This is a genomic window from Methanosarcina vacuolata Z-761 (genome assembly GCF_000969905.1).
Classification (GTDB): Archaea; Halobacteriota; Methanosarcinia; order Methanosarcinales; family Methanosarcinaceae; genus Methanosarcina; species Methanosarcina vacuolata.
The window spans coordinates 111,100-126,447 of sequence record NZ_CP009520.1 but is presented as its reverse complement, the minus strand read 5'-3'; the positions used below and the strand labels follow the sequence as shown (position 1 = coordinate 126,447).

Below are 15,348 nucleotides of genomic sequence, written 5' to 3'. Positions count from 1 at the left end.
CAGTTCCCTATGCTTTTCGCGTTTTTTACATTTTTGAGAATTAACCAGAGAATTCAGGTATAAACTGTATTCTGCCAGAATAAAAAAGTAAATGAAACTCATCAACTGCCGAGTATAACCAAAATTACCCCGGCAGCCGAAACCGAGTCAAGTACGACAATCATTCTTAAAAAAGTGTGATTATATCCAGAAATACTTCATGAGACAAGATTACTGTTACTTACCCATAGTTCAGCCCTCATGAGCGAAGAAAAGTGGAGCAGAAAGGGCAGTGAACTGCAGAGCCGCACTCTGCCGAGATGGGAATCGGAGCGAACACCTGACGGAAGCCCTCTGAAAAGCCATTAAAATAGTGCGACAACCTTAAAGAGAATGATTGCACCAAAGGAAAACATCAGTGGAATAATTCCCATATTCAAAGAAACCTTTACCGTACTTTCCCAGTGTTTCGATGCAGGGAGGAAGTCCCTGAGCAAAAGCAATAAAAGTAAAACTGCCGCAGCCACAGATGCGCCTTCAGGAATTCCCGGTGTTACGGTAGTTACTGAGAGCACACCTGAAGAAACGGAGTTGGACGTTATTAAACTTGTAAGCGTAGTCAGCACTCCTAGAGTTGATTAGCATATTACAGGAACAAATACGCGATAAGATATAAAAATCCTCCTCATACAATTGATAAACATCAAGAGAAGAGGCATAAAATTCGAATTTTGGAAAACGGTAGGAAATTTCCTTAATAGATAAAGAAAATACTATGAGTTTGAGTTTGCAATCAAAAGAATAAAATTAAAAATTATATTGTAAAAATATAAACGCAGAATATAATTGAATAATTCTTAGAAAAGATAGGAAAGAAGAGTAGAAAAATGAACCAAATCATTAAATAATTAAAGAGCCCTTTAAACTAAAAATTTAGAGGTAGTTAGAAAAATCAAAGAAATGAATATAAAAAAAGCAATAACAATATATTGGGTTTGTCCTGAGAGCTTGAATAGCCCGATTCTCGGGAACATGAAAAACTATGAAATGAATGATTATGAAAAACTGCATAAAGTAAGCAGATGTTTTTATGCTCCAACAGAAAGTTTATCTGGCTAAGAAAAACCAGAAGAACGGGGGGAACAATGAACTCTACTGAATTTAAAATTCACAATTCCTCTAAGATATACGGAACCTCTGTAATTGGGAAAGACACAGTAATAATGGAAAATGTGATTCTAGGATACCCTGAACATAGGGTCCTGATGGAAATCCTGAGGCAAAACGTCGAAATTGAAAACTTTGATTTTCCAGGGTGTACCATAGGTCCAAACTCAATTGTAAGGGCTGGCTCAACGATATTTTCCAATGTAAAAACCGGAAAAAACTTCAAAACCGGGCATAACGTAATGATTAGAGAAAATACAGAAATTGGAAACAATGTTCTTATTGGAACCAATGTCATCATAGATGGACATGTAAAAATAGGAAATAACGTAAGCATCCAGGGAAATGTCTACATTCCAACCAATGTTGTTATCGAGGACAATGTATTTATTGGGCCCTGTGCTGTTCTGGCCAACGATAAATATCCTATTCGAAAGAAATACGAATTGAAGGGTCCTGTATTGAGAAAAGGTGCGTCTATCGGTGCAAACGCCACCTTACTTCCCGATGTTGAAATAGGAGAAGGAGCAATGGTTGCAGGGGGAGCACTTGTGACAAAAAACGTGCCCGCCTGGAAACTTGCAATTGGAGCGCCTGCCAGAATACAAGAACTCCCCAAAGATTTAAAGGAATTGAATCAGATATAAACTTATAAAAACTCAATCGTAAGTAAGATTAGTTTTATCAAGATTATTAAAAGAGGTTCTAAAATGATCCCAATTGCCAAGCCCCTGATGGGTAAGGAAGAGGTTGATGCAGTAACAGAGGTCCTGAGATCAGGCATGATTGCACAGGGCCCGAAAGTCGAAGAATTTGAACTTGCTTTTTCTGAATACACTGGTTGTGAGCATGGAGTTGCTGTGAACTCTGGCACTGCAGCTTTGCACATTGCGCTTCTTGCCAATGGTATAGAAAAAGGAGATGAAGTGATTACAAGTCCTTTCAGTTTCATTGCAACAGCAAACAGCATCCTTTATACCGGGGCAAAACCTGTTTTTGCAGATATTGAATCAGATACATATAATATAGATCCTGAAAGAATTCAGGAGAAAATAACTCCAAAAACCAGAGCAATTTTGCCTGTTCACCTCTATGGGCACCCTGCAGACATGAAAGCGATAATGGAAATTGCAGATGATAATAAGCTTATTGTAATTGAGGATGCCTGCCAGTCCCATGGCGCAGAATGCCTTGGAAAAAAAGTGGGCAGCTTCGGAACAGGAGCATTCAGCTTTTACCCTACTAAAAATATGACAACCAGCGAAGGTGGAATGCTCACTACAGACGATAAGGAAATTGCAGAGAAAGCAAAAATGATTCGAGCCCATGGCTCAAAAGTACGATATCTGCACGAAATGCTGGGCTTTAACCTGCGCATGACTGACGTTGCAGCTGCAATCGGACTTGTACAGCTCGGAAAGCTAGATGGTTTTACAGCAACCAGACAAAAGAATGCGGAGATTCTTTCAGCAGGGTTAAAAGGTATATCTGGAATTATGCCACCAGTAATAAGAACCGGCTGCACCCACGTATTCCACCAGTATACGGTAAGAGCAGAAAAGAGAGATCAACTGGCAACTTTCCTGAAAGAAAAAGAAATAGGAACAGGAGTCCACTATCCTATATCTATTCACAAGCAACCTTTCTACATGGAACTTGGATACAGGGACTCACTGCCTGTCGCAGAAAAAGCAGCCGACGAGGTTCTATCTCTCCCTGTGCACCCTGCATTATCCAGAACTGATTTACAGAAAATAATTGACGCGACCAAAGAATTTTATGTAAAGGACTGATTAGTTTTCCAGCCACCGCATTCTCAGAATCAGGAAGTGAAACTTTTGATTAGAGTAGGAGTAATAGGTACAGGTGCTATGGGGCAGAACCACGTAAGGATTTACAATGAAATGAATGACGTGGAGCTTGCCGGAATCTCGGATGTAGACCAGAAGCGTGTTGAAGCAATGGCTACGCAGTTCAAGACAAAAGCCTTTACAGATTATAAGGAAATGTTAGCCGAAGGACTTGATGCGGTAAGTGTGGTTGTGCCCACCAAACTGCATAAGCAAGTCGTACTTGATGCTCTTGAGGCAGGCGTACATGTCCTTGTAGAAAAGCCGATTGCAGACACGACTGAAAACGCGGACCTGATGATAGCAGCTGCAAGAAAAGCGGGAAAAATCCTTATGGTTGGGCACATTGAGCGCTTTAACCCCGCAGTTATAAAACTCAAAGAGATTATAAATTCAGGCATTTTGGGAAAGATAGTCTCAATCTCAACCAAAAGAGTAGGACCCTATAACCCGAGAATAAGAGACGTGGGAGTAATCCTGGATATTGGTGTCCATGATATTGATGTGATCTCATATCTTTACGGCAAGAAAATAAATAGTGTTTATGCAATTGCAGGTGCTGACATTCACTCATTTGAAGATCACGCCTCAATTATCCTGCGTATGGACCATAATTTTGCAGGGGTTGTGGAAACAAACTGGCTGACTCCTCACAAGATAAGGCAGCTAACAGCGATTGGAGTTAAGGGAGTTGCCTATCTGGACTATATTAATCAGACAGTACAGCTACACGATAACGAATGGATAAGAAAAGCCAAAGTAGAACATAGCGAACCCCTGAAAAACGAACTCACCTATTTCATAGATTGTGCTACGAAGGGTAAAAATCCTAACCCTTGCGGAGAAGACGGAAAACATGCCCTTGAAGTGGCAATGGCCGCTATAAAATCCTATGAAGAAGGAAGATTAATTGAAGTAGGACAATAAGCCGAAAAAGACTCTGAAAAAGTAAAATCTCGACAACTTTTGAAAATGAGAAAGGTTTGAAAAGATCTGAAAAAAACAATTTAGAAAGTGATATGCATGAGTAAATTAGAAAAACTTTTCCAGGAAAGAGGCCCGATAAAAAAAATTGGAGTACTTGGAATGGGCTATGTAGGTATTCCTTCAGCGGTTCTTTTCGCAGATGCTCCATGTTTCAATAAAGTTCTTGGCTTCCAGCGCAATTCAAAAAGTTCAAGTTACAAGATTGGTATGCTCAACCGTGGAGAAAGTCCTCTTAAAGGAGAGGAGCCTGGTCTGGAAGACCTTATTAACAAAGTTGTAAAAGCCGGCAAATTTGAATGCACCCCAGACTTCTCAAGGATATCAGAACTTGATGCTGTAACGCTTGCAATCCAAACTCCTTTTGCAAATCCTAAAGATTTGGAACCTGACTTTTCCGCACTTATTGAAGGTATAAGAAACGTAGGAAAATACCTGAGGCCAGGAATGCTCGTAGTTCTTGAGTCCACAATTACCCCTGGTACAACCGAAGGTATGGCAAAAAAGATTCTTGAGGAAGAATCAGGCCTAAAAGCCGGAGAAGACTTTGCTCTTGCCCATGCACCTGAAAGAGTAATGGTAGGCAGGCTTTTAAAAAATATCAGGGAACATGATAGAATTGTAGGCGGGATAAACGAAGCAAGTACCAGGAGGGCTATCGAGCTCTATTCTCCTGTATTGACTGTGGGAAAAGTAATTCCTATGAGTGCAACTGCAGCCGAGGTAACGAAAACTGCAGAAAATACTTTCCGCGACCTCCAGATTGCAGCAATCAACCAGCTTGCCCTTTACTGTGAAGCTATGGGAATAAACGTGTACGATGTAAGGACTGGAGTAGACAGTCTAAAAGGAGAAGGCATTACAAGAGCTATACTCTGGCCAGGAGCAGGTGTTGGAGGCCACTGCCTTACAAAAGATACATACCACCTGGAGAGAGGAGTTAAGATAGGTAATGGACAGCTTGACTATCCGGAAGGTGCAGATTCAATCTACGTGCTCGCAAGAAAAGTCAATGATTTCATGCCTGCCCATATGTACAACCTGACTGTTGCAGCTCTTAAAAGGATTGGAAAGGAAATGAAAGGCTCAAAGATTGCAATTCTCGGCTGGGCTTTCATCCGGGACTCGGATGATGCAAGGAACACGCCTTCAGAACCTTACAGGGAACTCTGCCTGAAGGCAGGTGCAATAGTTACTGTGCATGATCCTTATGTTGTGAACTATCCAGGAATTGAGATTTCAGATAATCTTGAAAATGTTATCAGAGACGCGGATGCTGTGGTCATTCTTGCAGGGCACAGTGCATACTCTGATATAAAGGCTGATTGGGTAAAGAAAATTACAGACAAAGAAAACCCAGTTATTGTAGATGGAAGAAATGTAATTGAACCGGACGAATTTATTAGTAAGGGATTTGTCTATAAGGGAATAGGGAGAGGCGATAAAAACGAACATTTATTAATGTAAACTAAAATTTATTTAAAAAAAAAGTTAGGGCATTAAAATCTGGAAAAAGGATGAAAGATGATCGAGGAACTGAAACAAAATGAGGAACTCTGGGATCTATTTAGCAAAAAAGAAGAATACAATTTGACCTTTACTGACCAGTACGATAGGTTTCCGTACTATTTAAGCAGCCAGAGGAATATTTTTGATCCCAGTGTTTCCAGGTTTCTGGTAGAAAACGGGTTACACCCTGAGTATCCAGACGGAAAAAAATTCGCAGTCTGCCTTACTCATGATATTGATGTGATATATCCGGAAAAGATCTACACGATCATTGGAACTGCCAAAGCTTTTGCTAAAGGAAATTTAACAGATGCTATAAAGACGCCTTTTTGTAGAATTTGCAAAAAGTTTAACCCTTGCTGGAACTTTAGAGAAATAATGGAGCTGGAGGCAAAATATAATGCAAAATCCAGCTTTTATTTTCTGGCCTTGAGGCCTGGAGAGAAAGATTTCAATTATGAAATTGAGGATCTCGAAGCTGAATTGAAGTATATATCCACTCATGGTTGGGAAGTAGGGTTGCATGGAGGGCATGAGTCTTACAGAAGCTTGGAAGATATAAAGGAAAAAAAGCAGAGACTTGAAAAAGTATTGGGTAAGGAAATTATAGGGTACAGGAATCATTATTTAAGGTTTAAAGTACCGGACACATGGGAATTATTAAGCAAAGCAAACTTTAAGTATGACACAACATTTGGGTATTCGGATTGTGCAGGCTTTAGAAATGGTATGTGTCATCCTTTCAGGCCATATAATATAAACACTGGAAAACAAATAGATATCATTGAGCTTCCTCTCATAGTTATGGACCGGACGTTATTAAAAAGTTACATGCGGTTTGACGTTAAAACGGCCTGGGAACTCACAAAAAGCCTTGTTGATAAAGTTGAACAGTACAATGGTGTAATCACAATTCTATGGCACAACAATACATCCATTGATGGAGAAGGCCTTAAATACTACGAAAAATTCCTCAAATATGTTTCCGGCAAAAAAGCCTGGCTTGCAAGTGGAGAGGAAATATATAACTGGTGGTCTACCAATATTGAACCACGATATTGAAAAAAAACAGGTACAGGATCGGAATCAGTTGATAATCACCAGAGGCACTAAGATAGATTAGTTTCTCTACATAAGCAAGATAACACTATCAAATTAACACTATCAAATTAACACTATCAAATTAACACTATCAAATTAACACTATCAAATTAAACCAAATATATTAACACATTGAAAAAATATAAAATCACCGCCGAAGACAAGCATAATTAATAACTTTTTTCAATTTAGAACGGGCTTGAGGTTGGTAAAGCGGATACTACCGTTTTTGGGACCGAAATTCTTTAAAAATTAACACTGACGTTGCGTTAAAAATATTCATTATGACTGTAACTCGCTAGAATTTATAAAAAAATGTGATAAAGTGGTTTTAAAGATAACGGAAGAGAAAATGAGGAGTCAGGAGAAAATATATGGTTCCAGTTGTTAACGTTTATATAGACTGAGGAAACCGATAGATTTATTTCAAGGTGTTTATTTATAGGGGGTCTAGAGGGAAAAAGTCTAATATTCAGTATCAGCTTGAGAATATCATACATTAGTATAAGATATAACTTAATTTTTAAAGTTTTGACGCGGCTTGAAAATGTAGGACTAAATGGATTTCAGCTCTAAAGGAAATTTCTTTAAGGTACCGGAAATGGATGAAGGAACAGCAGATGCAGCAGAGAAAAAGCCTGATAACAGCAAAAAGGAAAGCTTTGTTTTTGATGTGATAACACTTGCAGGCGGAACAACCTTTGCTCAAATCCTTACAATTTTAGCTGCTCCTGTATTGACTCGCCTCTATGGGCCTGATGATTTTGGAGTTTGGGCTCTTTACCTTTCTATCACCAGCATTATCAGTGTTATTGCCTGCATGAGATACGAATATTCCATAATGCTACCTGAATCGAGTGAAGAGGCTGTAAACCTGTTGGGACTGAGTTTTCTAGCAGTGCTGTTCGTAACAGGTTTGACCTTTCCAGTCATATGGTACTTTAAAGAACCAATAGTTAATATTCTAAATTCTCAGCAGATAGGAAACTATCTCTGGCTTGTACCTCCTTTTATTTTTGTAAACGGGTTATTTCTTGCACTGAATAGCTGGAATACAAGAACAAAACTTTTTAAAAGGCTTTCATTTGCAAAAGTTTTCAGTTCGTTCTCGAGTACTGCAACACAGATAGGCCTGGGGGTTACAAAAAAGATTGGAGCAGGAGGGTTGATAGTTGGAAGCCTTGCCGGTCAGTCTATTGCAACATTTGTACTTGGAGGACAGATCTGGAGAGATGACAGGAAATTAATTGTAAAAAGTCTGAGCTGGGAAAAAATTTATGAGGGGTTTAAGAAGTACCGCAAGTTTTCATTTGTAGATACATGGGGAGCCCTCATGAACTCAGTATCCTGGCAGCTTCCTGCCTTCCTTCTTTCGGCTTTCTTCACTCCTGCAGTAGTAGGTTTTTATTCTCTCGGCTTTCGCCTTCTGCAGCTGCCGATGAGTTTCATTGGAGGTTCGATTTCAGAGGTATTTTTCCAGAGAGCCTCAAGAGCCTTCACCGAGGGCACTCTCCCTTCCCTTGTTGAGAATGTGTTCAGAATGCTTGTGGTTATAGGCATGTTCCCGATACTTATCCTGACAATTGTCGGCGGCGACGTCTTTACGGTTATTTTTGGAAAAGCCTGGACAGAAGCAGGCATCTACGCTCAGATTCTTAGTCTCTGGGCTTTTGTATGGTTTATCTCCTCTCCATTAACTGCTATATACGTAGTAGTCGAAAAATATCACTTCGGTTTTCATTATAATTTATTCAACCTGATAACACGCCTCCTTTCCCTTATAATCGGCGGCTTGCTTGGAAGTGCCCGTGCGGCACTGATTCTTTTTTCACTATCAGGTATTGCAGTATACGGTTACCTTTGCCTAAAGATGATGTCCTATGCCGGAGTAAAGACTTCGAGAGCCCTGAAAATAGTATTTTCGAATTTTATTCTCTTTGTTCCTGCAGGAGCTATCATTATTGCCCTTAAAATTATAGAAATAAACCAGATACTGCTTGTTATCTTTTCCGGTGTAATTGTCTGTTTATACTATCTGTATATCTTGAAAAGCGATGAACAGATAAAAAAGATATTTGGAGAATTCAAAAATTGAAGAATTCGTTCAAACAATGAAACCTGAAAACATGAAGTCAGGCTTTAATTAAGAAACCCCAAGAAAGCCTGTTCAAGCAAACTAAAAGAAAACTGAACTTTTTACTTCGCACACCGTTAAAAGCGTTTTCTGTATCTTATTTTTCATTTCAACATGTTCTATTTGACGATATTCCCAGAATATGATCTTGAGTAATTGTGTATCAGGTATTATGTAGCCTCAGTTTGGGTCACCTCTGCCAGGGAATGCAGTACAATTCCTTTCACTGTCATATATACTCCGGCAACAGATAGAAAAATCATTATAATTACATACCAGAAATGAAGGCTTTCTATTCCAAGGACTAAGACTTCAAGAAACTTCACACCCATACAAAAACCGCATGTTGCAAGGGCAAAACCTGGCACTGCATAGAAGTATAGTGGCTTATTGGCCTCTATATCCCTGATTACAGTCTTTAGTACTCCACGAACATACTTAACTGGAGCTTGTATTGGGTCTTCAAAGGTATAATGGGTACCTATCTCGATTTCTTTTATGCGAAGGCCAGATTTGTCTGCATTTATAAGCATCTCGTCTTCTGTTGCCAGGTCCCGGGCATCGAAGATAATATCTTTTTTAGAGGCTGTAAAGGCGCGAAAAGTGACCTGAGAATCTCTAATTTTGTCAGATTTTTTATTGGCGAATCTACCCAGAATTGTTTGCCCAACACGACGGTAAACAGGAGTGTTCTTGCTCACCTTGTTTAAATACCGAGTCCCATTGACCACATCTGCACCTCCTGTTATTATCGGGTCAATGAGCCTTGGGATGTCTTCAGGGTTATGGCGACCTCTTGAGTCCATTGTCACAATTACATCAGCGCCGAGATGTACTGCAGCTTCAAAACCTGTTTCTAGAGACGCACCTTTGCCCCTACTAGTCTTGTTTATCATCACTTCAGCCCCGGCTTTTTTTGCTATCTCTGCTGTTTGATCTGAACTGGCGTCATCAACCAAAATCACCCTATCAGCATAGAGCCTGGTGAGAAGTACAATACTTCCTATAGATGTTTCTTCATTATAGGCAGAAAGGACAACTGTGACATTTTTAGAGACTCTGCTTATAGTACATTTATTTCTTTTATTTATTATAGGCCCTGTACCACTTTTCATAAGTAACTGATCACTCATTCTTGATAACCCCCCTTCGTATAGCCACGTATATATTTAGAAGATTAGTTATGAAGATCCTAAAAGTTGTTAAATCTGGAAAGAGATTAGATCTATTAAACATTACAACAAGATTAGTTTTTAAAGTGAAATCTGGAAAAATACATATATAAATTTATTGACAGGTCGACTTTAAAAAGAATAGTATGTAGTGGGCATCAGTATGCTTCGACCCTATGTTAGTACAAATATAAAATTGGACAATTGAAATATCGACGATTAAAAATCTGTATTAACTGACATATTCTAAAAATATAGACAAATATATGAAAAAGTAAGCTTGAGAATCAATAGTATGGAAGCTCAGACCTTTAAGATTTCAGTCCCGCAAACTTCTGGATCTTTGTGAGAATCTATTTAGAAATATTTCAAGTTTCAAAACTCTATTATTCCTGCTCACCACTTGCCGCAATTTTTAATATTGAGAAATAAGAAATAAAGATAATCATATGAGATAAAATAAATTATAGAGTTTGTTTTAGTTAGAGGAAAAGAGAGCTATTAAGAAAGTGAAGCAGCATAAAAAATATTCGATGTGAATTAAGGTCCTTTGTCATTCCCTGTGGTAAGATGATTTTAAATTCGAGAATGCATTGGTTTTTATGAAGACATTATGAGGATTCCACATAAAACAACGAAGAGCCTAAATTAATTAAGCTGCGCTATTAAAAAAGTATCAGCCAGAAAGGTTGAGAAAAAAGATTCAGGAAAAGAAATAAAAAGGAAGCTGCAAATAAAGAAGAAAGTACTTTGTAGGATAATGGAAGACAATTGGCGTGGATCGGAAAAGATGGGCACAAAAATCGGAGAAAAAACCTGAGTATTTCAAATTTGAGTATTTTAAATCTTGGAAAAATAGATCGAAAGAATAAAATGGATTAGAAAAATATTTACTCATCTAAATGAAACTGAAGAGAGTATAATTTTTATTATAAGCTGGATGACCTGCATGACTGTAAAAAAAATTTCCTCAGATCTGTTTATTATTATGGGGCTCGTGCTCCTAACAGATATCTTTGTGCTCACTCCTGGAATAAATGAAACAATGTTCCGGAACATACTTGGACTGCCTCTTGTGTTATTTCTGCCAGGGTATGCTCTGATTGCAGCTCTTTTTCCTGCAAAATCTGATCTTGACGGAATCGAACGGGTCGCTCTTTCTTTCGGACTGAGTATTGCAGTTGTGCCACTAATAGGCCTTGGCCTTAATTATACTCCATGGGGAATCAGGACTCTACCAATTCTCATAAGTCTGTCCGCTTTTACCTTTATTATGTGTGGCCTTGCATATCTTAGACGGATCAGTCTCCCAGAAAACGAGGCTTTTAATATCTCTTTCAAAGCAGCAGCACTTTCGCTCAAAGGCGAGATCATGGAAACTTCAGACTCAAGGCTGGATAGAGCTCTCACGGTTTTCCTGATAATTTCCATTCTCCTGTCCATAGCAACCCTGGCTTATGTGGTTGTGAGCCCAAAAGAAGGAGAACATTTCACAGAGTTCTATCTTCTTGGACCTGAAGGAAAAGCAGATAATTATACTACAAATTACACGCTCGGGCAAAGTGGAACCGTGATAGTTGGAGTTGTAAACCATGAATACAGGCCTGTAAATTACACAATGGAAATAAAACTTGAAAATAAATCACTGTTCCTTCCGGAAAATGTGAAGCATATCAATCTTGCCCATAACGCTACCTGGGAAGAACCAGTTACTATTATGCCTCCTGTTGAGGGAAAGAATCTGAAGCTTCAGTTCCTGCTCTTTAATGACACTGAGAAAAGTGTGCCTTATAGAGACCTTCATCTATGGGTAAATGTGAGTGCACCAAAACAACTGGAAACTTAAATATCAGGCGGAAAAGATATTTAACAGGAAGAGCTCTCAAATTTCCAGACGAATAGCATATAATACAGTCTTTAAGCTGCATCTCTGCAGTTTGAAAGCTCTCAATTAAAGAGTTGGAGATTATATAACTCAGTCATCCGAACTGAATATTTTCTTTTAAGAATTTGTAGATTTGACCATATAAAAATTTTAGATAGTACACTGAAAACTCAACTTGGAACCTTTACTTAAGGTAAGAAACTGCTTGAACCAATGAGAAAGCCGCTGTCTAACCGATAGCAGCTTTCGTTTTTAGATTAGAAAGTAAGAGCTCTTACAATCCTATCAAATCAGGCTTTTTAACCCTTCCTGTAACTCGATTTCTCCTTTCCACCAGCTTGAGATTTTTGAGACATCTGCTTTTGAGTCCCGAACATCACCTGCCCTTGAAGCAGCATGCACAATCCTGCTAGAAGAGCCAGTTAACTTAATAATATTTTCGGCAAGTTCTAGAACTGTCACGCTTTTTCCCATAGCCACGTTAAAGACCTGACCATCCCCATGCTCAAGAGCCGCGGCGTTTGCCCTGACTACATCTTTAATATGAACGAAATCTCGGCTCTGAAGTCCATCTCCATAAATAACAAGGTCCTTTCCCAGTTTCGCTCTCTCAAGGAAAATTGGAATAACGGCTGCATATGGGGATTTTGGGTCCTGGCGAGGACCGTAGACATTGAAATAACGCAGGCAAGTAGTACGAAGACCGTGGTCTTCATAAAACATCCTCGCCAGATATTCTCCATCAAGTTTAGAAATAGCATAAGGGGAAGACGGTTCAGGATACATGTTCTCTTGTTTTGGAAGGATAGGGTTATTTCCATAGATCGCAGCTGAAGACGCTGTCACAAATTTATTGACTTCGGCTTTAACGCAGGCCTGCAGTACATTAAGGGTCCCAAGCGTGTTAATCTGGAAAGCTTCAGCAGGTTTTTCACAGCTTAAAGGTACGGATACAAGGGCAGCTTCGTGAAAGACGTAATCCATGCCCGAAACCGCCTTTTCGACTGAGGAAAAGTCACATATATTTCCCTCAATGAACTCGATGTTTTTATACTGCGGAATATTTCTGAGAAAACCTGTGGCAAGATTATCCAACATCCTGACAGTATGTCCTGCTTCTGCGAAATATTCAGCTATGTGGGAGCCTATGAAACCTGCTCCTCCAGTAACCAGCACTTTCATGCTTGCAGAAAGGGAAAAATACAAAATAAAATTTTCTGTGCGCGCCCAAAGGTTTATAAAATAAAGCTAAAACTTCCCTGAAGTGTACAAAATATGACACAGCCTGGAAAAGGTCTCTTCCAAAAGAGGAAAAAAGTTCTTCAAAAGAAGGGAAATTTTTCATACAAAGAGACCTAATCAATAAAGGGGGAGTCTAAGAAATTTGGAAATTGAGATGTTTTTCAGAAAATTGAGCCTCAGAAAGAAGTAAAATTATTTTCAAAACTAAATTTCATAAATAGAGAACAATACCAGCAAAAATTAAATTCAAACGGAAAGCCATGTTCTCCCTTGTTTTCCTGCAAGAGCCACCTAAAAAGACCATCTGAAAGACCAAATTATACTTATGAATAAAATGAGAAGGGTTTAGCAGTAAAAGGCTTGCATAGATATAAATTCAAAGAGGACACAGTATAAAATAATTTTATTAGTGATATAATGGCCGGAAATAGACAACTTTCCATGGACCTGCTGTTTGTTGCAGGTTTTGTGTTTATTACTAACATCTTCATACTCGTACCTGTACTTAGCGACAGTTTCCTGCACACGTACCTGGGAATTATTATTGTGCTTTTCTTGCCGGGCTATGCACTCACTGGAGCTCTCTTCCCAGCAAAAAAAGATCTTGACGGAATTGAGAGAGCTGCAATTTCCTTCGGACTGAGTATTTCAATCGCCCCATTATTGGGACTTGGCCTGAACTATTCCAGCTGGGGTATCAGGGAGATTCCTCTGCTGACAGAATTTTCAATTTTTACTCTCCTGATGTGTGCAATTGCATATTACAGAAGAGGACTGCTGCCTGAAACCGAAGCCTTTGGAGTTTCATTCAAAAGATGTTACCTTAGCATGAAAGCCAGAATTCTTGAAAAGACCGAATCGAAAACTGATAAAGTTATTGCGGTTATCCTTATCCTTTCTATTCTGGCCTCTATGGGAAGCCTCGCTTATATTATAGGAAACCCTAAAGAGGGAGAGCACTTTACCGAATTCTATATTCTTGGAAACAACAGTAAGATCGGAGACTATCCTACAGAGTTTGTACAGGGAGAAAAAGGAACAGTTACTGTAGGGATCATAAACCACGAGTACAGGCCAATGGATTATACAATAGATGTAAGGCTCGAAAACAGGTCGCTTCCGGAAAGTAAGAAACAGATAAGCCTGGGGAATAATATGTCCTGGGAACAAACAGTTAATTTTACGCCACCTCTTGAAGGAAAGAATATGAAACTAGAGTTTCTGCTCTTTAATGAAACTGAGAAAACCATACCTTACCGGAACCTGCATCTCTGGATTAATGTTACTGAGGAGGCCTGAAGATGGCAATCTCGGATTTTATATCTTCAGAGCTGGAAGCGGGAAAGACCTCTCTGCCGGAGCTCGGGAAAATGCTTAAAATGCAAAATGAAGAAAAAAGCGGGTTCCTGAAAAAGATAATTTATGCAGGAATCCCTGTAGCTGCAATTACCCTTATCGAATTGTTGATTTTCGGAGGAAGGTTAAGAGAAGCTTCAATAGCTTATACCTTGCTTCTGCTCTCGCTTTCATATTCAATATCAGTTTTAAAAAAGACTGAAATAAGAAAAATCTACCAAGCCCTCCTGCTTCTGACAATTTTCAGATTGGTAAATTTTTCAATGCCAATTTTTTTTGAGAGAAATCTTTATTCATTCATATTTATCTATGCACCCATGGCAATTCCAATAACTCTTGCTACCGTGCATCAGAAAGTGATATATGAGAAAAAAAGAGACACTCTGAAGAGGATATGGATCTACCTTCCTCTATCTATTCTTGCAGGCCTGGTTTTTGGACAGGTAGAATATGTAATGATAGGGGCCAGAGAACTGATACCAGATCTCTCATTGAGAAACCTGCTGATACTCATAATTATAATGGTTTTTATTGTAGGGCTTATAGAAGAACTCATCTTCAGGTCAATTCTCCAGACAAGCCTGGAAGAATTCCTGGGACCAGCCTGGGGAATTTTTCTTTCAAGCCTCCTTTTCGGGATAATGCATTCTACTTACGGCACTCCTTACGAAATGGCATATACCTTCCTTTTAGGAGGTTTTTTAGGATACCTATTTTATAAAACCCGAAGTCTTCCCCTTGTGGTAATGATTCACGGCTCAATAAATGTGTTCTTGTTTGGGATAATCCCACATGCAGGACCCATAATTGGATTGATATAAAACACTGTAAACGTTGATTTGAAGAAGTCCATGAAAGTTAGTGTATTCGATCTTAATAGAAGTGATCTTAATAGTAGCAATCTTAATTCTTAATAGAAATGAAGTAGACACTCAGTCCTGACTATTTACGCAGCCATTTGCTTACAAG

At 39.0% G+C, this 15,348-nt stretch carries 12 protein-coding genes; 10 read left to right on the top strand and 2 right to left on the bottom strand.

The window, feature by feature from the left end; all coding sequences use genetic code 11:
• The first annotated feature begins 372 nt into the window (after positions 1-372).
• From MSVAZ_RS19890 to MSVAZ_RS00715, 7 genes are all read left to right on the top strand, one after another.
• A complete protein-coding gene (locus MSVAZ_RS19890; protein WP_048116790.1) occupies positions 373-621 on the top strand; it encodes a hypothetical protein in 249 nt (82 codons plus the stop codon).
• 503 nt (positions 622-1,124) lie between these two features.
• The gene (locus MSVAZ_RS00740; RefSeq protein WP_048116788.1) at positions 1,125-1,793 is read left to right on the top strand and encodes an N-acetyltransferase; all 669 of its coding nucleotides are present in this window, start codon (positions 1,125-1,127) and stop codon (positions 1,791-1,793) included.
• A gap of 63 nt (positions 1,794-1,856) precedes the next feature.
• Positions 1,857-2,939, top strand: coding sequence for a DegT/DnrJ/EryC1/StrS family aminotransferase (locus MSVAZ_RS00735; RefSeq protein WP_048116786.1), 1,083 nt, complete (start codon positions 1,857-1,859; stop codon positions 2,937-2,939).
• A 45-nt stretch (positions 2,940-2,984) separates the two neighbouring features.
• A complete protein-coding gene (locus MSVAZ_RS00730; RefSeq protein ID WP_082090996.1) occupies positions 2,985-3,923 on the top strand; it encodes a UDP-N-acetylglucosamine 3-dehydrogenase in 939 nt (312 codons plus the stop codon).
• Between the two features lie 96 nt (positions 3,924-4,019).
• Complete coding sequence (locus MSVAZ_RS00725; RefSeq protein ID WP_048116783.1) at positions 4,020-5,447, top strand: nucleotide sugar dehydrogenase; 1,428 nt, start codon at positions 4,020-4,022, stop codon at positions 5,445-5,447.
• A 57-nt stretch (positions 5,448-5,504) separates the two neighbouring features.
• On the top strand, positions 5,505-6,551 hold the full coding sequence (locus MSVAZ_RS00720; RefSeq protein WP_048116780.1) for a polysaccharide deacetylase family protein: 1,047 nt from the start codon (positions 5,505-5,507) through the stop codon (positions 6,549-6,551).
• Between the two features lie 640 nt (positions 6,552-7,191).
• Positions 7,192-8,685 carry a lipopolysaccharide biosynthesis protein gene (locus tag MSVAZ_RS00715; RefSeq protein WP_048123467.1) on the top strand — a complete coding sequence of 498 codons (1,494 nt, stop codon included), beginning with the start codon at positions 7,192-7,194 and terminating at the stop codon, positions 8,683-8,685.
• Positions 8,686-8,894: 209 nt separating this feature from the next.
• Here the strand turns inward: MSVAZ_RS00715 and MSVAZ_RS00710 are convergent, their stop codons facing one another.
• Positions 8,895-9,857, bottom strand: a complete 963-nt coding sequence (locus tag MSVAZ_RS00710) for a glycosyltransferase family 2 protein (protein WP_048116777.1) — start codon at positions 9,855-9,857, stop codon at positions 8,895-8,897.
• A 988-nt stretch (positions 9,858-10,845) separates the two neighbouring features.
• Between MSVAZ_RS00710 and MSVAZ_RS00705 the strand changes: the two genes are divergently transcribed.
• Positions 10,846-11,742, top strand: a complete 897-nt coding sequence (locus MSVAZ_RS00705; RefSeq protein WP_048116774.1) for a DUF1616 domain-containing protein — start codon at positions 10,846-10,848, stop codon at positions 11,740-11,742.
• Positions 11,743-12,066: 324 nt separating this feature from the next.
• On the opposite strand, the gene MSVAZ_RS00700 is transcribed toward MSVAZ_RS00705, so the two are convergent.
• Positions 12,067-12,963, bottom strand: coding sequence for an NAD-dependent epimerase/dehydratase family protein (locus tag MSVAZ_RS00700; RefSeq protein ID WP_048123465.1), 897 nt, complete (start codon positions 12,961-12,963; stop codon positions 12,067-12,069).
• 477 nt (positions 12,964-13,440) lie between these two features.
• On the opposite strand from MSVAZ_RS00700, the gene MSVAZ_RS00695 reads away from it, so the two are divergent.
• Positions 13,441-14,322, top strand: coding sequence for a DUF1616 domain-containing protein (locus tag MSVAZ_RS00695; RefSeq protein WP_048116771.1), 882 nt, complete (start codon positions 13,441-13,443; stop codon positions 14,320-14,322).
• A 2-nt stretch (positions 14,323-14,324) separates the two neighbouring features.
• The gene (locus tag MSVAZ_RS00690) at positions 14,325-15,200 is read left to right on the top strand and encodes a CPBP family intramembrane glutamic endopeptidase (RefSeq protein ID WP_048116769.1); all 876 of its coding nucleotides are present in this window, start codon (positions 14,325-14,327) and stop codon (positions 15,198-15,200) included.
• Positions 15,201-15,348 lie beyond the last annotated feature (148 nt).

Excerpts from the sequence above, each read along its gene's own strand:
- MSVAZ_RS00700 (WP_048123465.1), bottom strand. The coding sequence starts at position 12,963 with ATGAAAGTGCTGGTTACTGGAGGAGCAGGTTTCATAGGCTCCCACATA.
- MSVAZ_RS00690 (WP_048116769.1), top strand. The coding sequence starts at position 14,325 with ATGGCAATCTCGGATTTTATATCTTCAGAGCTGGAAGCGGGAAAGACC.
- MSVAZ_RS00740 (WP_048116788.1), top strand. The coding sequence starts at position 1,125 with ATGAACTCTACTGAATTTAAAATTCACAATTCCTCTAAGATATACGGA.
- MSVAZ_RS00695 (WP_048116771.1), top strand. The coding sequence starts at position 13,441 with ATGGCCGGAAATAGACAACTTTCCATGGACCTGCTGTTTGTTGCAGGT.
- MSVAZ_RS00715 (WP_048123467.1), top strand. The coding sequence starts at position 7,192 with ATGGATGAAGGAACAGCAGATGCAGCAGAGAAAAAGCCTGATAACAGC.
- MSVAZ_RS00720 (WP_048116780.1), top strand. The coding sequence starts at position 5,505 with ATGATCGAGGAACTGAAACAAAATGAGGAACTCTGGGATCTATTTAGC.
- MSVAZ_RS19890 (WP_048116790.1), top strand. The coding sequence starts at position 373 with ATGATTGCACCAAAGGAAAACATCAGTGGAATAATTCCCATATTCAAA.
- MSVAZ_RS00725 (WP_048116783.1), top strand. The coding sequence starts at position 4,020 with ATGAGTAAATTAGAAAAACTTTTCCAGGAAAGAGGCCCGATAAAAAAA.
- MSVAZ_RS00735 (WP_048116786.1), top strand. The coding sequence starts at position 1,857 with ATGATCCCAATTGCCAAGCCCCTGATGGGTAAGGAAGAGGTTGATGCA.
- MSVAZ_RS00710 (WP_048116777.1), bottom strand. The coding sequence starts at position 9,857 with ATGAGTGATCAGTTACTTATGAAAAGTGGTACAGGGCCTATAATAAAT.
- MSVAZ_RS00705 (WP_048116774.1), top strand. The coding sequence starts at position 10,846 with ATGACTGTAAAAAAAATTTCCTCAGATCTGTTTATTATTATGGGGCTC.